Consider the following 21,465-nt stretch of genomic DNA (forward strand, 5'->3'; position numbering starts at 1 on the left):
CGTAGTTGTCCGGAAACCAAGCAGGACCGGTCAGCGTTTTTCAATACGAAACCCGAACCGCGGAAAGTGCACATGCACCACCCCGCCACGCTCGTCTTCACGGCGCAGAATCAATTCCTCACGCCCGGCAAACAGCAACTCCCCGGCCACCGGATCAACACCGTAATCGGTCGCCGTGATAGCCACCTGCTGACCCGCCTCTAACCCGTTCGGCTCTTCGAACTGCTCATCCGGCAATGCGGCAGGCGTGGCATTACGCGCCACCGCCAGCGCCTCCTCGGATGTCATCTCGCTGAACGCACCATGCCCAAAGCCCAAGACCCGTGCATGCCACGCGGCAACCGCCGGGTACGCATCGACCAGCGGTGCAGTCACCGGTGTCGCTTTCAGGAACCACAGCGAATGAGCCAGGGCGAAGTCGGCAATCGACGGTTCACCGAACAGAAAGTCGCCCTGCTCGCGCTGCAGCTGTTGCTCCAGGCGTGTCATGATCGTCGGCCATTGATGCCGCGCCTGTTCGGCCGACAACTTTGTCGCACTGCCACCGCTGAAAAAACTGGCGCGATCGGCGAGGAACGCCTTGATTGCTTCCGGAGGCAAATGACCGAAACGCACCGCGACCGACGCAGGCTGAAACACCAGGCTTACGGCATGCTGGAACACCACCGAATCGGCCCACGCGGCGAAGCTCGCGGCGATCATTTCCTGACCTTCCGGGAAGAACGCCGGCAAGGCTTTTTCCTGCTCCAGTCGACGGGCGATCAGCGACGTGTCGCAATAAATATCCGCACCAATCTGCAACACCGGCGTCTTGCGATAGCCACCGGTCAAAGCCGTCAGATCGGGTTTTGGCATCACCGGCGAGATCTTCACCGAGCGCCAGGACAGGCCCTTGAAGCCCAGCAGCAGGCGGGCCTTTTCGGCGAAAGGGGACGTCGGGTAATGATGAAGAATCAACTCGGACATGCTCGGCTCCGCCGCACGAATCAGGAATCTGCAGCTTAGCGCGCAATCCGCGAGCAGCCTACAGATCTGCCTGATGGGAACTGATCAATCAGATTGATAAGCCCGCAGCAAAGGTCGCCACCAGACATTCCTTGGCGCTTTTCTTGAGTTTTTTGATCAGCCGTTCCTGGCGCAGCGCTTCGCTTTTGTCGCGGCAGACTTCGGTGTAGACCAAGGCCACCGCCGGGCTGGAAAGGAAGAACCGCGCGCCTTTGCCGCTCTGGTGAGTGGCGAAGCGGCGGACGGGATCGTCGCTGATCCCGCAGTAGAGCGAACCGTTGGCCGCGCGAACGAGGTAGACGAACCAGGGTTTGCTGACGGGCAGCGTCGGTTCGGCGGCAATGGCGGCGGGTTCGCTCGGCGTGTTCACGTGACGATCATGGCTTGAAAGAAAACAAGCCGCGATCTTATCAGCGACTGGCCTGAAATGCCTTCAGCCCCTTCAAGGCCTGAGCGCGAACGGCGTTTCTCACCAGCGGCGTCCAGCCCAGCAGCAGGCCCTTGAACCCCAGCGCCTGACGCGACCAGGTCCACAGATCAAAACGGTCGTGATGCTCGCAGATCTTGCCATCGCGAAACACAAAACGCGCCTGAATATCGTTGACCACGGTATTGCCGGTCTGGCTGAACAGGTACGTCGCCACCCAATGCGCGCCGCCGCTGCGATCATCGCTGCGCACGTTATCGAAAGTCAGGGAAAAGTCCTTGGCCCGGGTGGTGAGCATGCGCCACATGTCGCCCGCATCGCGCCCGCGCAATTCGCCAAATGCCGGATCACTGAACACCACGTCGTCGGTGTAGCAGGCGCTCATGGCCTCGGCATCCAGGCGCTGGAAGGCCTCATAGAATCGGGTGATCAAGGCGTTGTGGGCATCACTCATGGGCAAGCTCCCTGGTTTGAAAACGGGTTTCGTAGAATTGCCTGCACGATAGTCAACTAATGAACGGAACACTACCGGCATTCGTGGCGGGAATACCCTCAGGTGTGCCGAAGCCTAATGCACCATGCCACTCTCACGGGCATACGCAAACAGGTCCACATCCGTGGAAATGCCCAGCCGCTGCATGGCCATGTTTTTCTGTTTGCTGATGGTCGATACGCTGCGTTTGAAGTAGCCGGCGATTTCACTGACGGTCATTCCGCTGGCGAGCATTCTCACCACCTCGTGCTCTTTTGCCGACAGTGCAGCTCCGCAGACTCCCGGCACAGGCAGAATAAAATCAATGAAAAGGACTTTCACAAATGAATCATTACTTCGCTGTCCTTGCGACAACCTTGCTCATCAGCACCACCCAACACAGCTTCGCGGCGTCCACCGTTGACCTGACCGTCAAAGGCACCCTCACCCCGCTCGCCTGCACACCGATGCTGTCCAACAACGGCCTCGTCGACTACGGAAAAATCTCCCGGCAGGACCTCAGCGTCGACAAACGCACGCGACTGCGCGACCAGACGCTCGACCTCACAATTCAGTGCAATGCGCCCGCGCGTTTTGCCTTGCTGATGCGCGACAACCGCGACGGCTCGGCGATCGTCAACAGTGAGATTTACTACGGCCTGAACCACGACCACAGCCAAAATAAAATCGGCTTGTATTCACTGAACTTCGATCCGGCCAGCACCGTGGTGGACGACCTGACGCAGGTCTATCGAACCGACTCCACTACGGGCGGCAAGGCCTGGAGTTCGTCGAACAGCCAGGCCATTCCGATTGGCGCCCGAAGTTATCTCGGATTCACTGACATTGCCGGGAGCAGCGCCGGCCCGATTGCCATCCGCACGCTGACCAGCCGGGTGACGGTCGAAACGGTCATCGCGCCCACCTCCGAGCTGGATCTCAGCGCTGAGGTGCAACTCGACGGTTCGGCAACGCTGGACGTTGTTTACCTGTAGTCAGACCTTTTCGCTGACCACCTGCACGTACAGCGAACGCCCGGCACCGAGGCCGGCAAGGATGGCGCCGAGGCCGATCACCGCGAAGATCCAGCCCACGGCGTTCCAGCCACCGGTCCAGTCATGCACGATGCCGACCGCGAACGGCCCCATGGACGCCAGGGTGTAACCGAAGCCCTGGGCCATGCTCGACAGGTTGGCCGCCACGTGCGAGTCCCGCGAGCGCAAAACAATCAGGGTCAACGCCAGGCTGAACGTTCCGCCCTGCCCCAGGCCGAGCAGGATCGCCCAGCCCCACAGGCCTTCGATGGGTGCATAAAGGCAACCGAACAGACCGCCGAGGGTCAGCGCCATGACGATGACGATCGCCAGACGCTGATCCTTGCCGCGCGTCGCCAGCCACGGTGCGGCCAGCGAACTGGCGAGTTGAACGATCACCGAACCCGACAGCACCAGACCGGCCTGGGTCGGCGTCAGGCCGCGACCGATCAGGATCGATGGCAACCAGCCGAACACGATGTACGCCAAGGACGATTGCAGGCCCATGTACAAGGTCACTTGCCAGGCCAACGGGTCACGCAACAGACCGCGTACCCGGTAAGCCACGTTGTGGGAGCCGTGTTTCTGACCGACTTGCGGCAACCAGAACATCACCGCCACCAGTGCCGGAATCACCCAGAAGCCCAGCCCCAATGCCCAGCTCTTGTCGAAGTGTTCGCTCAACGGCACGGTCGCGCCCGCCGCCATCGCCGCCCCCAGGCACAGGGCCATGGTGTAGACGCCGGTCATGGTCCCGGCGTGTTTGGCGAAGTCGCGTTTGACGATGCCTGGCAGCAAAACGCCGATCACGCCGATGCTCGCGCCGGCCAGCACGCTGCCGCCAAACAAGCCGATTTCACCGAACGAACTGCGCAGAATGATCCCGCCGGCCAATGTCAGAAGGATGCCCAACACCACGCGCTCAGCGCCGAAACGTCGCGCCAGAATCGGCGCCAACGGCGCAAAAAGACCGAGGCACAGCACTGGCAACGTCGTCAGCAAACCGGCCTGCGCCGCCGACAGGCCCAAGCTTTTCGAGACCTCGCTGAGCATCGGCGCCATGCTCGACAGCGCCGGACGCAAGTTCAGCGCGACCAGAATCAGCCCCAGCAACAACAGCCACGGGCGACGCAGGATTGGCTGACTTTGCTGGACCTGTTCGTCATCGGCCTCGGCGTCGATCAGCAGCTCTTCGAGCTCCGCCGTGCGTTTGGCTTCGGTGATCGTGCTGTGGCTGCTGGACATGGCGTTCTCGGTTTCAAGGTTCATTGATCAACTGCCTCGACAAGGCTTTCGCGCGTTCCGGGTCGCGTTGCTCGACGGCATCGAGCAATTCGATATGCAGGTCGAACACTTCCTGGCGGCGTGGCGTGATGCTCAAGGTCTGGCGCAGTTGTGCACCGACGACGCTGGAGAAATAGCGATACAACTCGCTGAGGGTGGGGTTGTGCGCGGCGTCAACCAGACGACGGTGAAACACCAGGTCGCAGGCGATGTAGCTGTCGAGATCGCCGTGGTAGTGATCGCCGCTGACGTTGAGCGCTTCGCGCAAGGCCACGAGGTCTTCGTCGGTCCTGCGCAGCGCGGCAAGGCCGATGGCCTCGACTTCAAGGATGTGCCGGGTTTCCCTGGCCTGCTCAAGCGAGCAGCGCGACAACGCTTTCAGGGTGTCCAGCGGATCGATCACCGCCCGCAGATAGCTGCCATCGCCCTGACGGATTTCGATCAAACCGGAAAACGCCAACACGCGCATGGCTTCGCGGACAGTGTTGCGGCTGATGCCCAATTCGGCAGACAGCTCAGGCTCGGTGGGCAGGCGCTGACCGACAGACCAGACGCCTTCGGTGATACGCAGGCGCAACTGGTCCAGAGCCTGATCAACCAGGGAACGTTTAATGAGTGGAGACATGTCTGACATAGGATTCGCCCTTTCATCCAATCATAGGATGAATTTTCTGACATGTTAGTCAGCATCGCCCCACAGGGCAAACGGTTTACACAAACCCTGTAGGAGCCGGCTTGCCGGCGATTCGGTCTGGCATCCCACATGGATGTCGCCTGACCCTCCGCCATCGCCGGCAAGCCGGCTCCTACAATTCCGCGCCCGGCTCGCCATCTCGCACATTACACAAACCCTGTAGGAGCAGGCTTGCTGGCGATTCGGTCTGACATCCAACATGGATGTCGCCTGACCCACCGCTATCGCCAGCAAGCCGGCTCCTACAATTCCGCGTTCGGCTCGCCATCTCGCACACGACACACCCCCTGTAGGAGCCGGCTTGCTGGCGATTCGGTCTGACATCCAACATGGACGTCGCCTGACCCACCGCTATCGCCGGCAAGCCGGCTCCTACAATTCCGCGCCCGGCTCGCCATCTCGTGCATCGCGCAAACCCTGTAGGAGCCGGCTTGCTGGCGATTCGGTCTGACATCCAACATGGATGTCGCCTGACCCTCCGCTATCGCCAGCAAGCCGGCTCCTACAATTCCGCGCCCGGCTCGCCATCTCGCACACGACACAAACCCTGTAGGAGCCGGCTTGCTGGCGATTCGGTCTGGCATCCCACATGGATGTCGCCCGAACCACCGCCATCGCCGGCAAGCCGGCTCCTACAATTCCGCGTGCGGCTCACCATTTCGCACACAACACACCCCCTGTAGGAGCCGGCTTGCCGGCGATTCGGTCTGACATCCCACATGGATGTCACCTGACCCACCGCTATCGCCGGCAAGCCGGCTCCTACAATTCCGCGTGCGGCTCACCATTTCGCACACGACACAACCCCTGTAGGAGCCGGCTTGCCGGCGATTCGGTCTGACATCCCACATGGATGTCACCTGACCCACCGCTATCGCCGGCAAGCCGGCTCCTACAATTCCGCGTCCGGCTCGTTATTTCGCACGCGACACAAACCCTGTAGGAGCCGGCTTGCTGGCGATTCGGTCTGGCATCCCACATGGATGTCGCCCGAACCACCGCTATCGCCAGCAAGCCGGCTCCTACAGGGATCGTGGTGTGTTTTTTCGGGCAAAAAAAACCCGGAACAGCGTCCGGGTTTTTTTCACTGCCTGGCTTCGATCAATGCAGGATCTGGCTCAGGAACAGTTTGGTGCGTTCGTTCTGCGGATTGTCGAAGAAGTCGTTCGGCGCGGCCTGTTCAACGATTTCGCCCTTGTCCATGAAGATCACGCGGTTGGCCACGGTGCGGGCGAAGCCCATTTCGTGGGTCACGCAGAGCATGGTCATGCCGTCTTCGGCCAGACCGATCATGGTGTCCAGCACCTCTTTCACCATTTCCGGGTCAAGGGCCGAGGTCGGTTCGTCGAACAGCATGATTTTCGGCTTCATGCACAAGGCACGGGCAATCGCCACACGTTGTTGCTGACCGCCGGACAGTTGCCCCGGGAATTTATGCGCCTGCTCCGGAATGCGTACGCGTTCCAGGTAATGCATGGCGATTTCTTCGGCCTGGCGCTTGGGCATCTTGCGCACCCACATCGGCGCCAGGGTGCAGTTCTGCAGGATGGTCAGGTGCGGGAACAGGTTGAAGTGCTGGAACACCATGCCGACTTCACGGCGGACCGTTTCGATCTGCTTGAGGTCGTTGGTCAGCTCCACGCCATCGACCACGATGCGGCCCTGCTGGTGTTCTTCCAGACGGTTGAGGCAGCGAATGGTCGTCGACTTACCGGAACCCGACGGGCCACACAGGACGATACGCTCGCCTTGCTTGACGTTCAGGTTGATGTCTTTCAACACGTGGAACTGGCCATACCACTTGTTCACGCCCTGCATCTGAATAATGCCTTCAGGGCTCACAGGCTTTTTGATTGCTTCGCTCATTACAGAACTCCTAACGCTTGTGGCCAGTGTCGAGCTTGCGTTCCAGATGCATGGAATAGCGCGACATACCAAAACAGAAAATCCAGAACACCAGGGCCGCGAACACATAGCCTTCAGTGGCCATGCCCAACCATTTCGGGTCGGCGGCGGCTTGTTTGACGCTGTTGAGCAAGTCGAACAGGCCGATGATGATCACCAGGCTCGTGTCCTTGAACAGCGCAATGAAGGTGTTGACGATGCCAGGGATTACCAGCTTCAGGGCTTGCGGCAGAATCACCAGGCCCATGCTGCGCCAGTAACCGAGGCCCATCGCCGCAGCCGCTTCGTACTGACCTTTTGGAATCGCTTGCAGACCGCCGCGCACCACCTCAGCCACATAGGCCGACTGGAACAGGATCACGCCGATCAGCGCCCGCAGCAGTTTGTCGAAGTTCATGCCTTCAGGCAGGAACAACGGCAGCATCACCGAGGACATGAACAGCACCGTGATCAACGGCACGCCGCGCCAGAATTCGATGAAGGTCACGCAGACCACGCGAATCGCCGGCATGTTCGAACGACGGCCCAGCGCCAGCACAATGCCCAGCGGCAACGCACCGGCAATACCGACAGTGGCGATCACCAGGGTCAGCATCAGGCCGCCCCATTGGCTGGTCGCCACTTGGGTCAGACCGAAAACGCCGCCATGCAACAGGCACCAGGCAATGATCGGGTACAGCACCAGGAAGCTCAGGCCATACACGGCTTTACGGTGAAAGCGCGAGATGAACAATGGCGCCACGCCGATCACCGCCAGCCACACGGTCAGGTCCACGCGCCAGCGCAGGTCCATCGGGTAGTAGCCGTACATGAACTGGCCAAAACGCTGCTGAATGAACACCCAGCAGGCGCCTTCCTTGGTGCAGTCGGCGCGGGTGGTGCCGACCCAGTTGGCGTCGATGATTGCCCATTCCAGGATCGGCGGGACAATCAGGTAAATCAGATAGAACGCAAACAGGGTCAGCAGGGTGTTGAGCCAGCTGGAGAACATGTTTGCGCGCATCCATGCGACCACACCGATGCTACTGCTCGGTGGAGGCATGTCAGGCTTGAAAGTATGAGTACTCATGCGCTTTTCCTTACCGCTCGATCAGCGCAATGCGCTTGTTGTACCAGTTCATCAGCAGGGAAATGCTGATACTGATCGCCAGGTACACGCTCATGGTGATGGCAATTACTTCGATCGCCTGCCCGGTCTGGTTCAGCACCGTACCGGCAAACAACGAGACCATCTCCGGATAACCGATACCGGCCGCCAGCGAAGAGTTTTTCGCCAGGTTCAGGTATTGGCTTGTCAGCGGCGGAATGATCACGCGCAGTGCTTGCGGGATGATCACTTTGCGCAGGGTCGGACCGTTACGCAGACCCAGCGAGTGCGCCGCTTCGGTCTGGCCGTGGCTGACCGACTTGATACCCGAACGCACGATCTCGGCGATGAACGCCGCGGTGTACACGGTCAGGGCCAGGGTCAACGCCAGCAGTTCCGGGATCAGCACCCAGCCACCGACAAAGTTGAAGCCTTGCAGCTTGGGCATTTCCCAGTGCACGGGTGCACCGAAGATCAACGCGCACAGCGCCGGGATCGCAAAGAACAGCGCCAGGCCAACCCAGAACTTGTGGAACGGCACACCGGTCGCTTCGAAGCGTTTGGTGGCCCAGCGGCTCATCAGCACGATCGCGACAATGGCCACGACGATGCTGATCACAAACGGCCAGAAACCGTCCGCCATCAACGCGGCCGGCATGTTCAGGCCGCGGCTGCTGACGAAGAAGGTGTCGCCGAAGTTATGGCTGTTGCGTGGCCCCGGCATGGTCAGGAACACCGCGAAGTACCAGAACAGGATTTGCAGCAGCGGCGGAATGTTGCGGAAGACTTCCACATAAACAGTCGCCAGCTTGCTGATGATCCAGTTCTTCGACAGCCGTGACACGCCGACGATGAACCCGAGGATTGTCGCCAGGATCACGCCGATGAAGGTCACCAGCAGCGTGTTGAGCAGGCCGATGACAAACACCCGGGCATAACTGTCCGATTCGGTGTAGTCGATCAAGTGTTGAGCGATGCCGAAACCGGCACTGCGCTCCAGAAAGTCGAAACCGGAGGTAATGCCCCGGTGTTGAAGGTTGGTCTGCGTGTTGTCGAACAGGTACCAGCCCATCGAGACCACCGCCACAATGGTGATGATCTGAAATAGCCACGCACGCACTTTGGGATCGCTGAGGCTGAGCCTCTGCTTTGGTGCGCCGATTGAATTTTGCATGAAGTGCCCCGGATGTAATGGAACAGAACATCACCCGGTGGTTGGCCCACCGGGTGATAGAACCATCAGCGCACTGGTGGTGCGTATTGAATGCCGCCGTTGTTCCACAGAGCGTTCAGCCCGCGGTCGATGGCCAGCGGAGTGTCCTTGCCGAGGTTTTTCTCGAACACTTCACCGTAGTTACCGACTTGCTTGACGATCTGCACGACCCAGTCTTTCTTCACTTTCAGGTCTTTGCCGTATTCACCGTCGGTACCCAGCAGACGAGCGACGTCCGGGTTCTTGGTGCCTTTGGCTTCAGCTTCGACGTTTTTCGAAGTGATGCCGGCTTCTTCAGCGTTGAGCATGGCGTAGCCAGTCCAGCGCACGATGGCCAGCCACTCGTCGTCGCCATTACGTACGACCGGGCCCAGAGGCTCCTTGGAGATGGTTTCCGGCAGAACGGTGTAGTCGTTCGGGGTCGCCAGCTTGCTGCGTTGTGCGTAGAGCTGGGATTTGTCGGAGGTCAGCACGTCGCAACGACCGGATTCCAGCGACTTGGCGCTTTCATCGGAGGTGTCGAAAGTGATTGGGGTGTATTTCAGACCGTTGCCGCGGAAGTAGTCGGAAACGTTCAGCTCGGTGGTGGTACCGGCTTGAATGCAGATGGTGGCGCCGTCGAGCTCTTTGGCGCTTTTCACGCCCAGAGTCTTGCTGTTTACCAGGAAACCGATGCCGTCGTAGTAAGTGATGAAACCAGGGAATTTCAGACCCATGCCCGAATCACGGGAGCTGGTCATGGTGGTGTTGCGCGACAGGATGTCGATTTCGCCAGACTGCAGCGCGGTGAAGCGCTCTTTGGCGTTCAACTGACTGAACTTGACCTTGGTCGCGTCGCCGAAGACGGCAGCGGCCACAGCGCGGCAGTAGTCAGCATCGATACCGACGATCTTGCCATTCGCGTCCGGAACCGAGAAACCAGGCAGGCCATCGCTGACGCCGCACTGTACGAAACCTTTCTTCTGCACTGCATCCAGGGTTGCACCCGCCTGAGCGAACCCGCTGACACCGAGTACTGCGGCTGCAGACACGATAGCCAGGGTGGATTTCAACATCTTCATTCAAACCTCCAGTTTTGCTCTTGTTGTGTCGGAGCTTGAGTCCAGTCGCACCCTTATGAGGCGTAGTTGACCCGTGTTGGTTTTTTTTGGGGTCAACCGACGTAGGACCTGCGCTATGAGTCTAGTAGGAGAAAATCCAAATCATGGACCACTCACTTCTCACCAATCGGCCGAACGGGCTGTAGCCCTTTCACGTTCGCGAAGCCCGTAGCGGCCACTGGCGAACATCCATCACCGGATTTTTTGCTATCCCACCACGAACAATGGCCTGATAGTGTTACCGACAGGCGTGGGATTTTTCGTACAGGCTTCCTATAGCAAAGCCCGTACCAGACCGCTCGCCAAAGCGTTTAAGGGACAGGTCAATAGCAAAACTTGTAGCCTTGCGACATCTTCTTAACGGATCAACCAGACGCGCACTCATCTCTCGCACTCAATGAGAGCGCACGCACACAATTGGAGCAGCCATGACCGAGCCCTTGATTCTTGAACCCGTCAAGCCCGCAGACGCCTGCGTTATCTGGCTGCACGGGCTGGGCGCCGACCGTTACGACTTCCTGCCGGTGGCCGAAGCGTTACAGGAAACCCTGCTGAGCACTCGCTTCGTTCTCCCTCAGGCACCGACCTGCGCCGTCACCATCAATGGTGGCTACGAGATGCCGAGCTGGTACGACATATTGGCCATGAGCCCTGCACGCGCGATCAACCGCGAGCAGCTGGAAGCGTCGTCAGACCGGATCATCAAATTGATCGAAGTACAGCGAGCCGGCGGAATAGACGCTTCGCGGATTTTCCTGGCAGGTTTTTCCCAGGGCGGCGCCGTGGTGTTCCACACTGCGTTCCTGAAATGGCAGGGGCCGCTGGGTGGCGTACTTGCCCTCTCTACTTATGCACCGACCTTCAGCGAAGGACTGGAGCTTTCGGCCAGCCAACAGCGGATTCCGGTGTTGTCGTTGCACGGTCAGTACGATGACGTGGTGCAAAACTCGATGGGACGGACCGCCTACGAGTATTTAAAGCAGCATGGTGTCACCGTGACATGGCAGGAATACCCAATGGGTCACGAAGTGTTACCCGAAGAGATTCGCGACATCGGCACCTGGCTCGGCGAGCGCTTGCGTTAACGGCTGAGCTGAAAAACAGCCCATTGATCCATCCCCCTACGCCGCGCCCGATTCTTGCATTACACTGGCCGCCGTATATTCCTTAACCAATTGATGAGATGACCGTGCTCAAAGCACTCAAGAAAATGTTCGGTAAAAGCGAGACTGAGCAGCTCGCGCCAGTCTCCAGCGCTCCGTCTCACAGTCCCAGCCACCGCACCGACGGTAATCAGCCTGGCCGGACCGCCCCCGTAGCGGCACCGAAACAAGAGCCTGTGGCGACACCGGCCGTCCAGCCTGTTGAAGCGGCGGCTGCCGAGCAACCACGCAGCGAAGCGCCGAAGCCCGCCAAACCGCGTCGTGAACCCAAGCCAAAAGCGCCGGTCATCCCCTGGAAACTCGAAGACTTCGTCGTCGAACCCCAGGAAGGCAAAACCCGATTCCACGATTTCAAACTTGCCCCGGAACTGATGCACGCCATCCAGGACCTCGGCTTCCCGTATTGCACGCCGATCCAGGCTCAGGTGCTGGGCTTCACCCTCGCGGGCAAAGACGCCATCGGTCGCGCCCAGACCGGCACCGGCAAAACCGCGGCGTTCCTGATTTCGATCATCACCCAGTTGCTGCAAACCCCGCCGCCGAAAGAGCGCTACATGGGTGAGCCACGGGCGCTGATCATCGCGCCGACCCGAGAACTGGTGGTGCAGATCGCCAAGGACGCCGCTGACCTGACCAAGTACACCGGCCTCAACGTCATGACGTTTGTCGGCGGCATGGACTTCGACAAGCAGCTCAAGCACCTCGAAGCGCGTCATTGCGACATCCTCGTCGCCACCCCGGGCCGCCTGCTCGACTTCAACCAGCGCGGCGACGTGCATCTGGACATGGTCGAAGTGATGGTCCTGGACGAAGCCGACCGCATGCTCGACATGGGTTTCATTCCGCAAGTGCGTCAGATCATTCGCCAGACGCCGCCAAAGAACGAGCGCCAGACGTTGCTGTTCTCCGCGACCTTCACCGATGACGTGATGAACCTCGCCAAGCAATGGACCACCGACCCGTCGATCGTCGAGATCGAAGCGCAGAACGTGGCCAGCGAAAACGTCGAGCAGCACATCTACGCGGTGGCCGGTGCCGACAAATACAAACTGCTCTACAACCTGGTCAACGACAACGGCTGGGAGCGGGTGATGGTCTTCGCCAACCGCAAGGATGAAGTACGACGCATCGAAGAACGCCTGGTGCGTGACGGCGTCAACGCCGCGCAATTGTCTGGCGATGTGCCGCAGCACAAGCGCATCAAGACCCTGGAAGGTTTCCGCGAAGGCAAGATCCGCGTGTTGGTAGCCACCGACGTAGCCGGTCGCGGCATTCACATCGACGGCATCAGCCACGTGATCAACTTCACCCTGCCGGAAGTCCCGGACGACTACGTGCACCGTATCGGTCGTACCGGCCGTGCCGGCGCCGATGGCGTGTCCATCAGTTTTGCCGGTGAAGACGACTCCTACCAGCTACCGTCCATCGAGGCGCTGCTGGGTCGCAAAATCAGCTGCGAAACCCCTCCGACGCATCTATTGCGGGCGGTTGAGCGCAAGCGCCCGTAACAACGGGTCGCAATAAAAGAAGCGCAGCCGGCAACGGACTGCGCTTTTTTTCGTTCGTCGTTTTTTTTCAACAGGAGCTTGCCCGGCAGAACTAAAAGTCCATAATGGACAAATTAGTTTACTTGCCATTCCCGGAGCCGACCATGTCCAGCACGCCCTATGTGATCACCCAACCCCAGGCCCGCGAACTGCTGGCACAGGTCGACGTTCCGCAGATCCTGCGCAAGCTGTTCCGCGACCTGGCGGCCGGGCAAGCGGTACAACCGGCGCAGCAACTGGTCGAGTTCCCCAAGGGCGCCGGCGATTTCATCAACTACCTGGGCGTGCTGGCCGAAGACGGGGTGTACGGGGTCAAGACCTCGCCTTACATCGTCCGCGAACAAGGCCCACTGGTAACCGCGTGGACCTTGTTGATGTCGATGCAGACCGGCGAGCCGCTGCTGTTGTGCGACGCCGGCGAACTGACCACCGCGCGCACCGCCGCGACAACCGCCGTCGCTGTCGACGCCCTGGCTCCATTGAATGCGCAGCGCCTGGCAATCATCGGCAGTGGCAAGGTTGCGCTGGCGCATCTGCATTACGTCAAAGGCCTGCGCGACTGGGAAAGCATCAATCTCTACTCGCCCGGCTTGAACGAATTGAGTGCTGAAGCACTGGCGCAGATTAAAGCTCTCGATACACGACTGACTCTTGTCGACACGCGCGAAGCGGCCGTTCAGGACGCCGACGTGATCATGCTGTGCACGTCGTCCGCCGGCCCGGTGATCGACCCTTCCAGCCTGACCAAACCGGCATTGATCACGTCCATCAGCACCAATGCCCCACGCGCCCATGAAGTGCCGCCGCAGAGCCTCAATGACATGCAGGTGTTCTGCGACTATCGTCTGACCACGCCGGGCTCGGCGGGTGAAATGCTGATTGCCGGCGAACAGCACGGCTGGGACGCAAGCGCCATCGTCGGCGACCTGCCGGGCTTGATCAGCGAAAAAGTCCAGCGCCCCGGGTATGACCGTCACGTGTTCTTCCGCTCCATCGGCCTGGGCCTGGAAGACATCGCACTGGCCAATGCCATCTACCGCCTGAAACCCTGACACCACCCCCTGTAGGAGCGAGGCTTGCCCGCGAAGGCGGTGTGTCATTAAACATATATTGAGAATGACACACCGCCTTTGCGGGCAAGCCTCGCTCCTACAGGGGGCACCGACACTATTGGCATTTGCGCTCGACAGGAGACATTCATGAGCCAGGCAGACTTCATCATCATCGGCGGCGGGATCGCCGGCGCTTCCACCGGTTTCTGGCTGTCGCAGCACGCCCGAGTGATCGTGCTCGAACGCGAATCCCATCCGGCCTACCACTCCACCGGACGCTCGGCGGCGCTATTCACCGCCGCTTACGGCACACCGCAGGTCCGGGCGCTGACCCAGGCCAGTCGCGATTTCTTCGACGCCCCGCCTGCCGGCTTCTGCGAACATCCGCTGCTGACCCCGCGCGGCGAAATGACCGTGGACTTCACCGGCGACCCGGCCGAACTGAACAACCAATACCTGAGCGCCAAAGCCACGGTGCCGGAGATGCAACTGCTCAGCGCCGACGAGGCCTGCGCGCGCCTGCCAATCCTGCGCCGGGAAAAAGTCCACGGTGCGATCTACGATCCGACCGCCAGCGACATCGACACCGACGCCTTGCACCAGGGTTACCTGCGTGGCATCCGACGCAATAAAAGTGAAGTGCATACCGACACTGAAGTCCTGAGCCTGACCCGCGACGGCGATGGTGTGTGGCAGGTTCAAACCAACGGCCAGACCTTCAGCGCCCCGGTCATCATCAACGCTGCCGGCGCCTGGGCCGACAAGATCGGCGAACTGGCCGGCGCGAAGCCGCTGGGCCTGCAACCGAAGCGCCGTGCAGCATTCATCTTCGCCGGGCCGGAAGGCGCGGACATCCACCATTGGCCGATGCTGGTCAGCCTCGACGAGTCGTTCTACATGAAGCCGGACGCCGGCATGTTCCTCGGCTCGCCAGCCAACGCCGACCCGGTTGAACCACACGACGTGCAGCCCGAAGAACTGGACATCGCCATGGGCATCTACCAGATCGAAGAAGCCACCACCCTGACCATCCGCCGCCCGACCCGCACCTGGGCCGGCCTGCGCAGCTTCGTCGCCGACGGCGATTTGCTGTCCGGTTTCGATCTGCAGGTGCCGGGGCTGTTCTGGGTTGCGGCGCAAGGCGGTTACGGCATCCAGACCTCGCCCGCCATGGGCCAGGCCAGCGCCGCGCTGGTACGCGGCGAAGCACTGCCCGAGCAACTCAAGCGTTTTGGCCTGGACGCCGGGATGCTGTCCCCTGCTCGCCTGGGCTGACCGGCGTCCTCAGGTGACGTGTCGACACGATTACGGCAAACTTCCAGCGCCCTTTTTGCAGGGCGCTGACGCTGCCTGGAGCTCCATTGTATGAACGCACCTGTAAAAGACCCGGCCCTGGACAACTTCCGCGCGATCGCCGATGCCATCGCTACGTTGTTCTTCCCCCACGCCGAGGTGGTGCTGCACGATCTGCGCACACAGAAAGTTGACTACATCGCCAACAACCTGTCGAAACGGGAAGTGGGTGACGACTCGGCGCTGGAAGACATGCTCAGCGATGACATCAGCGAACGAAACATCGGGCCGTACGAAAAGTTGAACTGGGATGGTCAGAAAATTCGCAGCTTGAGCAGCGTGCTGCGCGACAGCGACGGTCATCCGCTGGCGGTGCTGTGCATCAACCTGAATATTTCGCTGTTCGAAAACGCCAAGGCCGCGCTGGACCTGTTCCTGTCGCCGAGCAAGCTGATTCCGCAACCGGACTCACTGTTCCGCGATGACTGGCAGGAGCGCATCAATACCTTCCTTCACGGCTGGCTGCGCGAACGTCAACTGAGCCTGAACCTGCTGACCCGCGACCACAAACGCGAACTGGTACTGGCCCTGCACGCCGAAGGCGCCTTCAAAGGCAAAAGCGCCTCGAACTATGTGGCCAACGTGCTGAACATGGGACGGGCGACGGTGTACAAACACCTGAAGGAATTGAAAGGCTGAAACACCCCGGATTACCAGCGACACACGCCCTGTAGGAGCACGGCTTGCCTGCGATGGTGTCTTCAAAATCGCCATCGCCGGCAAGCCAGCTCCTACAAGGTTCTGCGCAAACCACACGATGTTGAGCCCCCCCCAAAAACCTGTAGGAGCCAGCTTGCTGGCGATGGCGATTTTGAAGACACCATCGCCGGCAAGCCGGCTCCTACAAGGTTCTGCGCAAACCACACGATGTTGAGCCCCCCCCCAAAAAACCTGTAGGAGCCAGCTTGCTGGCGATGGCGATTTTGAAGACACCATCGCCGGCAAGCCGGCCCCTACAAGGTTCTGCGCCAGTCACACAACTCTGATGCGTCCCCAAATCTGTAGGAGCACGGCTTGCCGGCGAAGGCGATCTCAAAGACGCCTTCGCAGGCAAGCCTTGCTCCTACGGGTTTTGTGTTTATTCCAACGCCGAAGCCGGGCCGAAGAACTCGTAGCGGCTTTGCTTCTCCGGTACACCCAAGGCTTTCAGGTGACGCTTCACCGCCGCCATGAAGCCTTTAGGCCCCAGGAAGTACGCATCCAGATCACGCTGCTGTGGCAACCACTCGCCCAGTTGCTCCTGACTCAACAACCCGACCTTGTGCGCCGCCGGGCTCACGCCGTCATCTTCGTCGTAGCAGTAGAAACGCTTGAGTTGCGGGTGACGCTCGGCCAATCCATCAATCCAGTCACGGAACGCGTGAACGCTGCCATTGCGTGCGCAGTGGATGAAGTGCACCGGCCGCTTGGTTTCCAGCGCCGCTTCCAGCATGGCCAGGGTCGGGGTAATACCAACGCCGCCGCTGATCAGCACCAACGGTTTATCGCTGTCGATCAGGGTGAATTCGCCCGATGGCGGGAACAGCTGAATGCTGGCGCCTACATGAAGCTGATCATGCAAATGGTTCGAGGCGCGGCCACCGTGTTCACGCTTGACGCTGATGCGGTACTGACCTTTGTTCGCCAGGGCCGACAGCGAATAGTTACGACGAATCTCTTCGCCATCGAGGATCAGTTTCATGCCGATGTACTGGCCGGGTTCTGCCGCAAGGATCGGACCTTTGTCTGCCGGTTCGAAGTAGAACGAAATGATTTCCGCGCTTTCCTCGACCTTGGCCGCAACGATGAACTCCCGCGCACCGCGCCAGCCGCCCGGGGCCTGTTCTTTCTGGTCGTAGATGCTGGTTTCAGCGCCGATCAGGATCTCGGCCAGTTGACCGTACGCCGCGCCCCAGGCACTCATCACTTCCGGCGTGGCAATCTCGTCACCCAACACTTCGGAAATCGCACGCAACAGGCAGGTGCCGACAATCGGGTAGTGTTCCGGGAGGATTTGCAGCGCCACGTGCTTGTTGATGATTTTGGCCACCAGGTCGCCCAATTGGTCGAGCTGATCGATGTGGCGCGCATACATCAACACGCCGTTGGCCAGGGCGCGAGGTTGATCACCGGTGGCCTGGTGCGCCTGGTTGAACAGCGGGCGGACTTCCGGGTATTCGGAGAGCATCATGCGGTAAAAATGCGTGATCAATGCTTCGCCGCCGCTTTCCAGCAACGGTACAGTGGATTTGACGATTGCACGGTCTTGAACGCTAAGCATAAGGTGACTCCTGGACGACTTGGTTTTCTAACTGACTGCCCTATGCTTATCAGTTTCCGTGCCAGTTATTTAATCGTTATAAATCAATAAGTTAAAAACATTCTGGTCATAACGACACCCCCTGCCTTATAGTCATACCGACTACATGGAGTCACTATGACTGCAAAATCCTTGCTCACCACACTGCTTCCCCTGGTCTCGGACCTGTCCCGCGAACTCCCCGAGGGCGAGCGCTATCGGCGCCTGCTCGAAGCCATGCGCGCCTTGCTCCCCTGTGACGCCGCCGCGCTGCTGCGCCTCGATGGCGAGTGGCTGGTGCCGCTGGCCGTCGACGGCTTGAGCACCGACACCCTCGGCCGACGCTTCAAGGTCAGCGAACACCCGCGCTTCGAAGCCCTGCTCAGTAGCCCCGGCCCGACCCGTTTCGCCGCCGACAGCGACATGCCCGATCCTTATGACGGACTGGTCGATGGCCTCGACGATCACCTTGAAGTCCATGACTGCATGGGTTGCCCACTGTTTATCGACGAACGTCCGTGGGGTTTGTTGACCCTCGACGCCCTCGACCCGGAACGCTTGGAACCGATCGAACTGGACGCCCTGCAAGCCTTCGCCAGCCTTGCCGCCGCCACGGTCAATGCCGCCGAGCGCATCGAACGGCTGGCCAATCGTGTTGAAGACGAGCATCAACGCGCCGAGGTGTACCGACAGGCCAGCGGCCAGCAGAACCGCGAAATGATCGGTCAGAGCAAGGCCCATAAACGCTTGGTGGAAGAGATCAGCCTGGTCGGCGGCAGTGACCTGACCGTGTTGATCACCGGCGAAACCGGAGTCGGCAAGGAGCTGGTGGCCCAGGCGATTCACGCCGCCTCGCCCCGAGCCGACAAGCCGATCATCAGCCTTAACTGCGCCGCGCTGCCGGACACGCTGGTGGAAAGCGAATTGTTCGGTCATGTGCGCGGCGCCTTCACCGGGGCAACCAGCGACCGTCGCGGCAAATTCGAACTGGCCAATGGCGGCACGCTGTTTCTCGATGAAGTCGGCGAACTGTCGCTGACGGTGCAGGCCAAATTGCTGCGCGTGCTGCAAAGCGGTCAATTGCAGCGACTGGGTTCGGACAAGGAACATCAAGTCGATGTGCGGCTCATCGCTGCGACTAACCGTGACTTGGCTGAGGAAGTGCGCAGTGGCCGTTATCGTGCCGACTTCTACCACCGGTTGAGCGTTTACCCGCTATTGGTGCCGGCCCTGCGGGATCGCGGGCGGGATGTGCTGCTGCTCAGCGGTTTCTTCCTGGAGCAGAACCGTTCGCGCATGGGCCTCAACAGCCTGCGCCTGAACAGCGATGCCCAGGCGGCGCTGCTCGCGTATGACTGGCCAGGTAACGTGCGAGAGCTGGAGCATTTGATTGGGCGCAGCGCGTTGAAAGCGCTGGGTAACTGCAGGGAACGGCCGAAGATTCTCAGCTTGAGTGCGGCGGATCTGGATTTGCCCAGCGGCAGCGTTGAGGTAACGCCCGAGTCGCCGACCGCGACGCCAGTGACGTTGGTGTCAGGGGATTTGCGCGAGGCGACTGAAAGCTATCAGCGGCAATTGATCAGCGCGTGCCTGGATCGGCACCACAATAACTGGGCGAGCGCGGCGCGTGAGCTGGGGCTGGATCGGGCGAATCTCGGAAGAATGGCCAAAAGACTGGGCATGAAATGAACGCTTTTGTAGGAGCCAGCTTGCTGGCGATAGTATCGCCGCGGTTTGTCTGACTGACCGCGGAAATGCTATCGCCAGCAAGCTGGCTCCTACAGGTTCGGGGTAGCATTTCGATTGCGTCGGCATTTAGCCTAAAGCCTGCCCCCATCAAGTCGATAACCCGGCATCGATAGCTTTTGGCGACTTCCATTCGCCCATCACCTTTTTCCACAGAAGGTTTTTATGTCCTCCACCAAAGCCCGCGCAGACTCACTTTCGCTTCTGCTGTTTACCTTGCGCAGCGGCAAGTTGATGGCGATCAACCTGCTCAAGGTCAGTGAAATCATTCCCTGCCCGCCGCTGACCAAGCTGCCGGAGTCGCATCCTCACGTCAAAGGCATCGCCACCCTGCGCGGCGCGTCGTTGTCGGTGATCGACCTGAGCCGTGCGATCGGCGAGCGGCCGCTGGAAGACCCGAATGGCGGCTGCCTGATCGTCACCGACGTCAGCCGCTCCAAACAGGGCCTGCATGTTCAGGCGGTGAGCAAGATCGTCCATTGCCTGACCACCGACATCCGTCCGCCGCCCTTCGGCTCCGGCGGTGTGCGCTCATACATCACTGGCGTGACCTCGGTCGACGGCACGCTGGTGCAGGTGCTGGACATCGAAAAGGTCATCCACGGCATCGCCCCGGCGCAGATCGAAACGGCCCCGACCGAACTGAGCATGGAAGACGCGGAAGTACTCGGCAACGCACGCATTCTGGTGGTCGACGACAGCCAGGTGGCCCTGCAGCAATCGGTGCACACCCTGCGCAACCTCGGCCTGCAATGCCATACCGCGCGCAGTGCCAAGGAAGCCATCGATTGCCTGCTGGACCTGCAAGGCACCGCCCAGCAGATCAACCTGATTGTTTCAGACATCGAAATGTCAGAGATGGACGGCTACGCCTTCACCCGCACCCTGCGCGAAACCCCGGATTTTGCGCACCTGTATGTACTGCTGCACACCTCGCTGGACAGCGCGATGAACAGCGAGAAAGCGCGTCTGGCCGGCGCCAACGCGGTGCTGACCAAGTTCTCTTCGCCGGACCTGACCAAGTGCCTGATCGAAGCGGCCAAGGCTGTCGCCGAACAAGGTCACTGAGTTGGCCGAGGCTTTTTGTTTTCTGATGCGGCGCAACCTGGCGGAGGTTGTGCCAGCAATCACCTGGCCTCAGGGCATTGTCCTGCCCGAATATCGTCCAGAACTGGCAGAAGACGTTCATCGTTTGATGGAGCTGGGTTATCCGGACGGTGGCGGTCGTGTGCCGGCATTGGATATCTGGCAGCAGCGGTTTGAGACTGACCCTGAATACGATCCCTCCCTGTGCTTCATTGCGCAGGATACCGACGGTATCGTGGGTGTATGCCAGTGCTGGACCAGCGCCTACATCAAGAATCTGGTCGTGCACCCGCGAGCCCAGGGTCAGGGTTTGGGCCGGGCGTTGTTGTTGAATGCATTCAACGTATTTCAGCAGCGTCGCGAAGGTTTTGTGGATTTGAAGGTATTGGAAGACAACCTTCGGGCGCAGCGGTTGTATAAAAGTGCCGGGATGATTGTGGTCCGCCGGGAGCCGGTTCCGGCCTGATACATCGCCTTCGCGGGCAAGCCTCGCTCCTACATTGTGATCACCGTACCTGTAGGAGCGAGGCTTGCCCGCGAAGGGGCCGACACATTCAACCTCATCCCATCAGGCATACTCGGCCCACCCATGCCCAAGGATGCCTGACCCATGAAAGCCACCACCCTCACCTTCCTCTGCCTCACCGCCCTCGCCACCCAAACCCACGCCTCCAGCCCAGACGCCTGGGCCGCTTTCGACAAAGCCATGCTTGCCAGTTGCATCAAGGCCAGCGGCCTGACGGACGCTTCCCCCGTCGGCAAAGCCGCACAGTTCGACGACCGTGTCGACTACACCGCCGTGCTCCTGCAAGGCCGCTACCCGCAAAAACACATGAAAGGCCAGCAAGGCACCGAGCTGTGCCTCTACAACAAAAAAAGCAAAACCGCCTACGTGACCGAATGGGACTCCATCCGCCTACCCGCCAAATCCCGGTAAATGGCGCATAACTTGCTTCGTCGCTGACTTCTGCGGTGGCATTCTGTCGCCATTTCGGGCCCTGACAAGCGACTGATCTTTC

At 60.2% G+C, this 21,465-nt stretch carries 20 protein-coding genes and 1 pseudogene; 10 read left to right on the forward strand and 11 right to left on the reverse strand.

All coding sequences use genetic code 11. The features are described 5' to 3' along the window. Positions 1–30: 30 nt before the first annotated feature. The 4 genes and pseudogenes from IB246_RS12965 to IB246_RS12980 form a co-directional block, all read right to left on the reverse strand. Positions 31–966: a glutathione S-transferase family protein gene (locus tag IB246_RS12965; RefSeq protein ID WP_008042469.1), complete on the reverse strand. Its 936-nt coding sequence runs from the start codon at positions 964–966 to the stop codon at positions 31–33. Between the two features lie 88 nt (positions 967–1,054). Continuing rightward, complete coding sequence (locus tag IB246_RS12970; protein WP_008042467.1) at positions 1,055–1,375, reverse strand: GIY-YIG nuclease family protein; 321 nt, start codon at positions 1,373–1,375, stop codon at positions 1,055–1,057. 40 nt (positions 1,376–1,415) lie between these two features. Further along, entirely contained in the window at positions 1,416–1,886 is a 471-nt protein-coding gene (locus IB246_RS12975; RefSeq protein ID WP_008026662.1) for a nuclear transport factor 2 family protein, read from the reverse strand. A 114-nt stretch (positions 1,887–2,000) separates the two neighbouring features. Then, a pseudogene (locus tag IB246_RS12980) lies at positions 2,001–2,189 on the reverse strand (LuxR C-terminal-related transcriptional regulator); the annotation flags it as partial. Positions 2,190–2,248: 59 nt separating this feature from the next. On the opposite strand from IB246_RS12980, the gene IB246_RS12985 reads away from it, so the two are divergent. Beyond that, a complete protein-coding gene (locus IB246_RS12985) occupies positions 2,249–2,899 on the forward strand; it encodes a DUF1120 domain-containing protein (protein WP_008042454.1) in 651 nt (216 codons plus the stop codon). On the opposite strand, the gene IB246_RS12990 is transcribed toward IB246_RS12985, so the two are convergent. From IB246_RS12990 to IB246_RS13015, 6 genes are all read right to left on the reverse strand, one after another. Continuing rightward, entirely contained in the window at positions 2,900–4,207 is a 1,308-nt protein-coding gene (locus IB246_RS12990; RefSeq protein WP_008042452.1) for a CynX/NimT family MFS transporter, read from the reverse strand. Then, complete coding sequence (locus IB246_RS12995; RefSeq protein WP_008026635.1) at positions 4,197–4,856, reverse strand: FadR/GntR family transcriptional regulator; 660 nt, start codon at positions 4,854–4,856, stop codon at positions 4,197–4,199. Before IB246_RS12995 ends, IB246_RS12990 begins: the two co-directional genes overlap by 11 nt. 1,161 nt (positions 4,857–6,017) lie before the next feature. Then, positions 6,018–6,782, reverse strand: coding sequence for an amino acid ABC transporter ATP-binding protein (locus IB246_RS13000; protein WP_008026633.1), 765 nt, complete (start codon positions 6,780–6,782; stop codon positions 6,018–6,020). Between the two features lie 10 nt (positions 6,783–6,792). Then, complete coding sequence (locus tag IB246_RS13005) at positions 6,793–7,890, reverse strand: amino acid ABC transporter permease (protein ID WP_008037316.1); 1,098 nt, start codon at positions 7,888–7,890, stop codon at positions 6,793–6,795. 10 nt (positions 7,891–7,900) lie between these two features. Further along, complete coding sequence (locus IB246_RS13010; RefSeq protein WP_008026631.1) at positions 7,901–9,082, reverse strand: amino acid ABC transporter permease; 1,182 nt, start codon at positions 9,080–9,082, stop codon at positions 7,901–7,903. A 65-nt stretch (positions 9,083–9,147) separates the two neighbouring features. Then, on the reverse strand, positions 9,148–10,182 hold the full coding sequence (locus tag IB246_RS13015; RefSeq protein WP_008026630.1) for an amino acid ABC transporter substrate-binding protein: 1,035 nt from the start codon (positions 10,180–10,182) through the stop codon (positions 9,148–9,150). A 467-nt stretch (positions 10,183–10,649) separates the two neighbouring features. Here IB246_RS13015 and IB246_RS13020 point away from each other — a divergent pair, with 467 nt between their 5' ends. From IB246_RS13020 to IB246_RS13040, 5 genes are all read left to right on the forward strand, one after another. After that, the gene (locus IB246_RS13020; RefSeq protein ID WP_008026629.1) at positions 10,650–11,306 is read left to right on the forward strand and encodes an alpha/beta hydrolase; all 657 of its coding nucleotides are present in this window, start codon (positions 10,650–10,652) and stop codon (positions 11,304–11,306) included. Positions 11,307–11,404: 98 nt separating this feature from the next. Beyond that, positions 11,405–12,892: an ATP-dependent RNA helicase RhlB gene (rhlB, locus tag IB246_RS13025; RefSeq protein WP_008026628.1), complete on the forward strand. Its 1,488-nt coding sequence runs from the start codon at positions 11,405–11,407 to the stop codon at positions 12,890–12,892. Between the two features lie 143 nt (positions 12,893–13,035). Then, positions 13,036–13,983: an ornithine cyclodeaminase family protein gene (locus IB246_RS13030; protein ID WP_008037315.1), complete on the forward strand. Its 948-nt coding sequence runs from the start codon at positions 13,036–13,038 to the stop codon at positions 13,981–13,983. A gap of 147 nt (positions 13,984–14,130) precedes the next feature. After that, complete coding sequence (locus IB246_RS13035; protein ID WP_008037314.1) at positions 14,131–15,258, forward strand: NAD(P)/FAD-dependent oxidoreductase; 1,128 nt, start codon at positions 14,131–14,133, stop codon at positions 15,256–15,258. Positions 15,259–15,348: 90 nt separating this feature from the next. Continuing rightward, positions 15,349–15,975, forward strand: coding sequence for a transcriptional regulator (locus tag IB246_RS13040; RefSeq protein WP_008026625.1), 627 nt, complete (start codon positions 15,349–15,351; stop codon positions 15,973–15,975). A gap of 439 nt (positions 15,976–16,414) precedes the next feature. Here the strand turns inward: IB246_RS13040 and hmpA are convergent, their stop codons facing one another. Further along, complete coding sequence (gene hmpA, locus IB246_RS13045) at positions 16,415–17,596, reverse strand: NO-inducible flavohemoprotein (protein WP_008037313.1); 1,182 nt, start codon at positions 17,594–17,596, stop codon at positions 16,415–16,417. 156 nt (positions 17,597–17,752) lie between these two features. On the opposite strand from hmpA, the gene norR reads away from it, so the two are divergent. The 4 genes from norR to IB246_RS13065 all read left to right on the forward strand — a co-directional run bounded on the left by norR (position 17,753) and on the right by IB246_RS13065 (position 21,383). After that, entirely contained in the window at positions 17,753–19,303 is a 1,551-nt protein-coding gene (gene norR, locus IB246_RS13050; RefSeq protein WP_008037311.1) for a nitric oxide reductase transcriptional regulator NorR, read from the forward strand. Positions 19,304–19,525: 222 nt separating this feature from the next. Continuing rightward, positions 19,526–20,428, forward strand: coding sequence for a chemotaxis protein CheV (locus tag IB246_RS13055; protein ID WP_008026621.1), 903 nt, complete (start codon positions 19,526–19,528; stop codon positions 20,426–20,428). Between the two features lie 25 nt (positions 20,429–20,453). Next, positions 20,454–20,912 carry a GNAT family N-acetyltransferase gene (locus tag IB246_RS13060; protein ID WP_008037310.1) on the forward strand — a complete coding sequence of 153 codons (459 nt, stop codon included), beginning with the start codon at positions 20,454–20,456 and terminating at the stop codon, positions 20,910–20,912. Positions 20,913–21,056: 144 nt separating this feature from the next. Next, positions 21,057–21,383 carry a hypothetical protein gene (locus tag IB246_RS13065; protein WP_008037309.1) on the forward strand — a complete coding sequence of 109 codons (327 nt, stop codon included), beginning with the start codon at positions 21,057–21,059 and terminating at the stop codon, positions 21,381–21,383. Positions 21,384–21,465: the final 82 nt, after the last annotated feature.

It is taken from the genome of Pseudomonas sp. PDM01 (assembly GCF_014852325.1).
GTDB classification, from domain to species: domain Bacteria; phylum Pseudomonadota; class Gammaproteobacteria; order Pseudomonadales; family Pseudomonadaceae; genus Aquipseudomonas; species Aquipseudomonas migulae.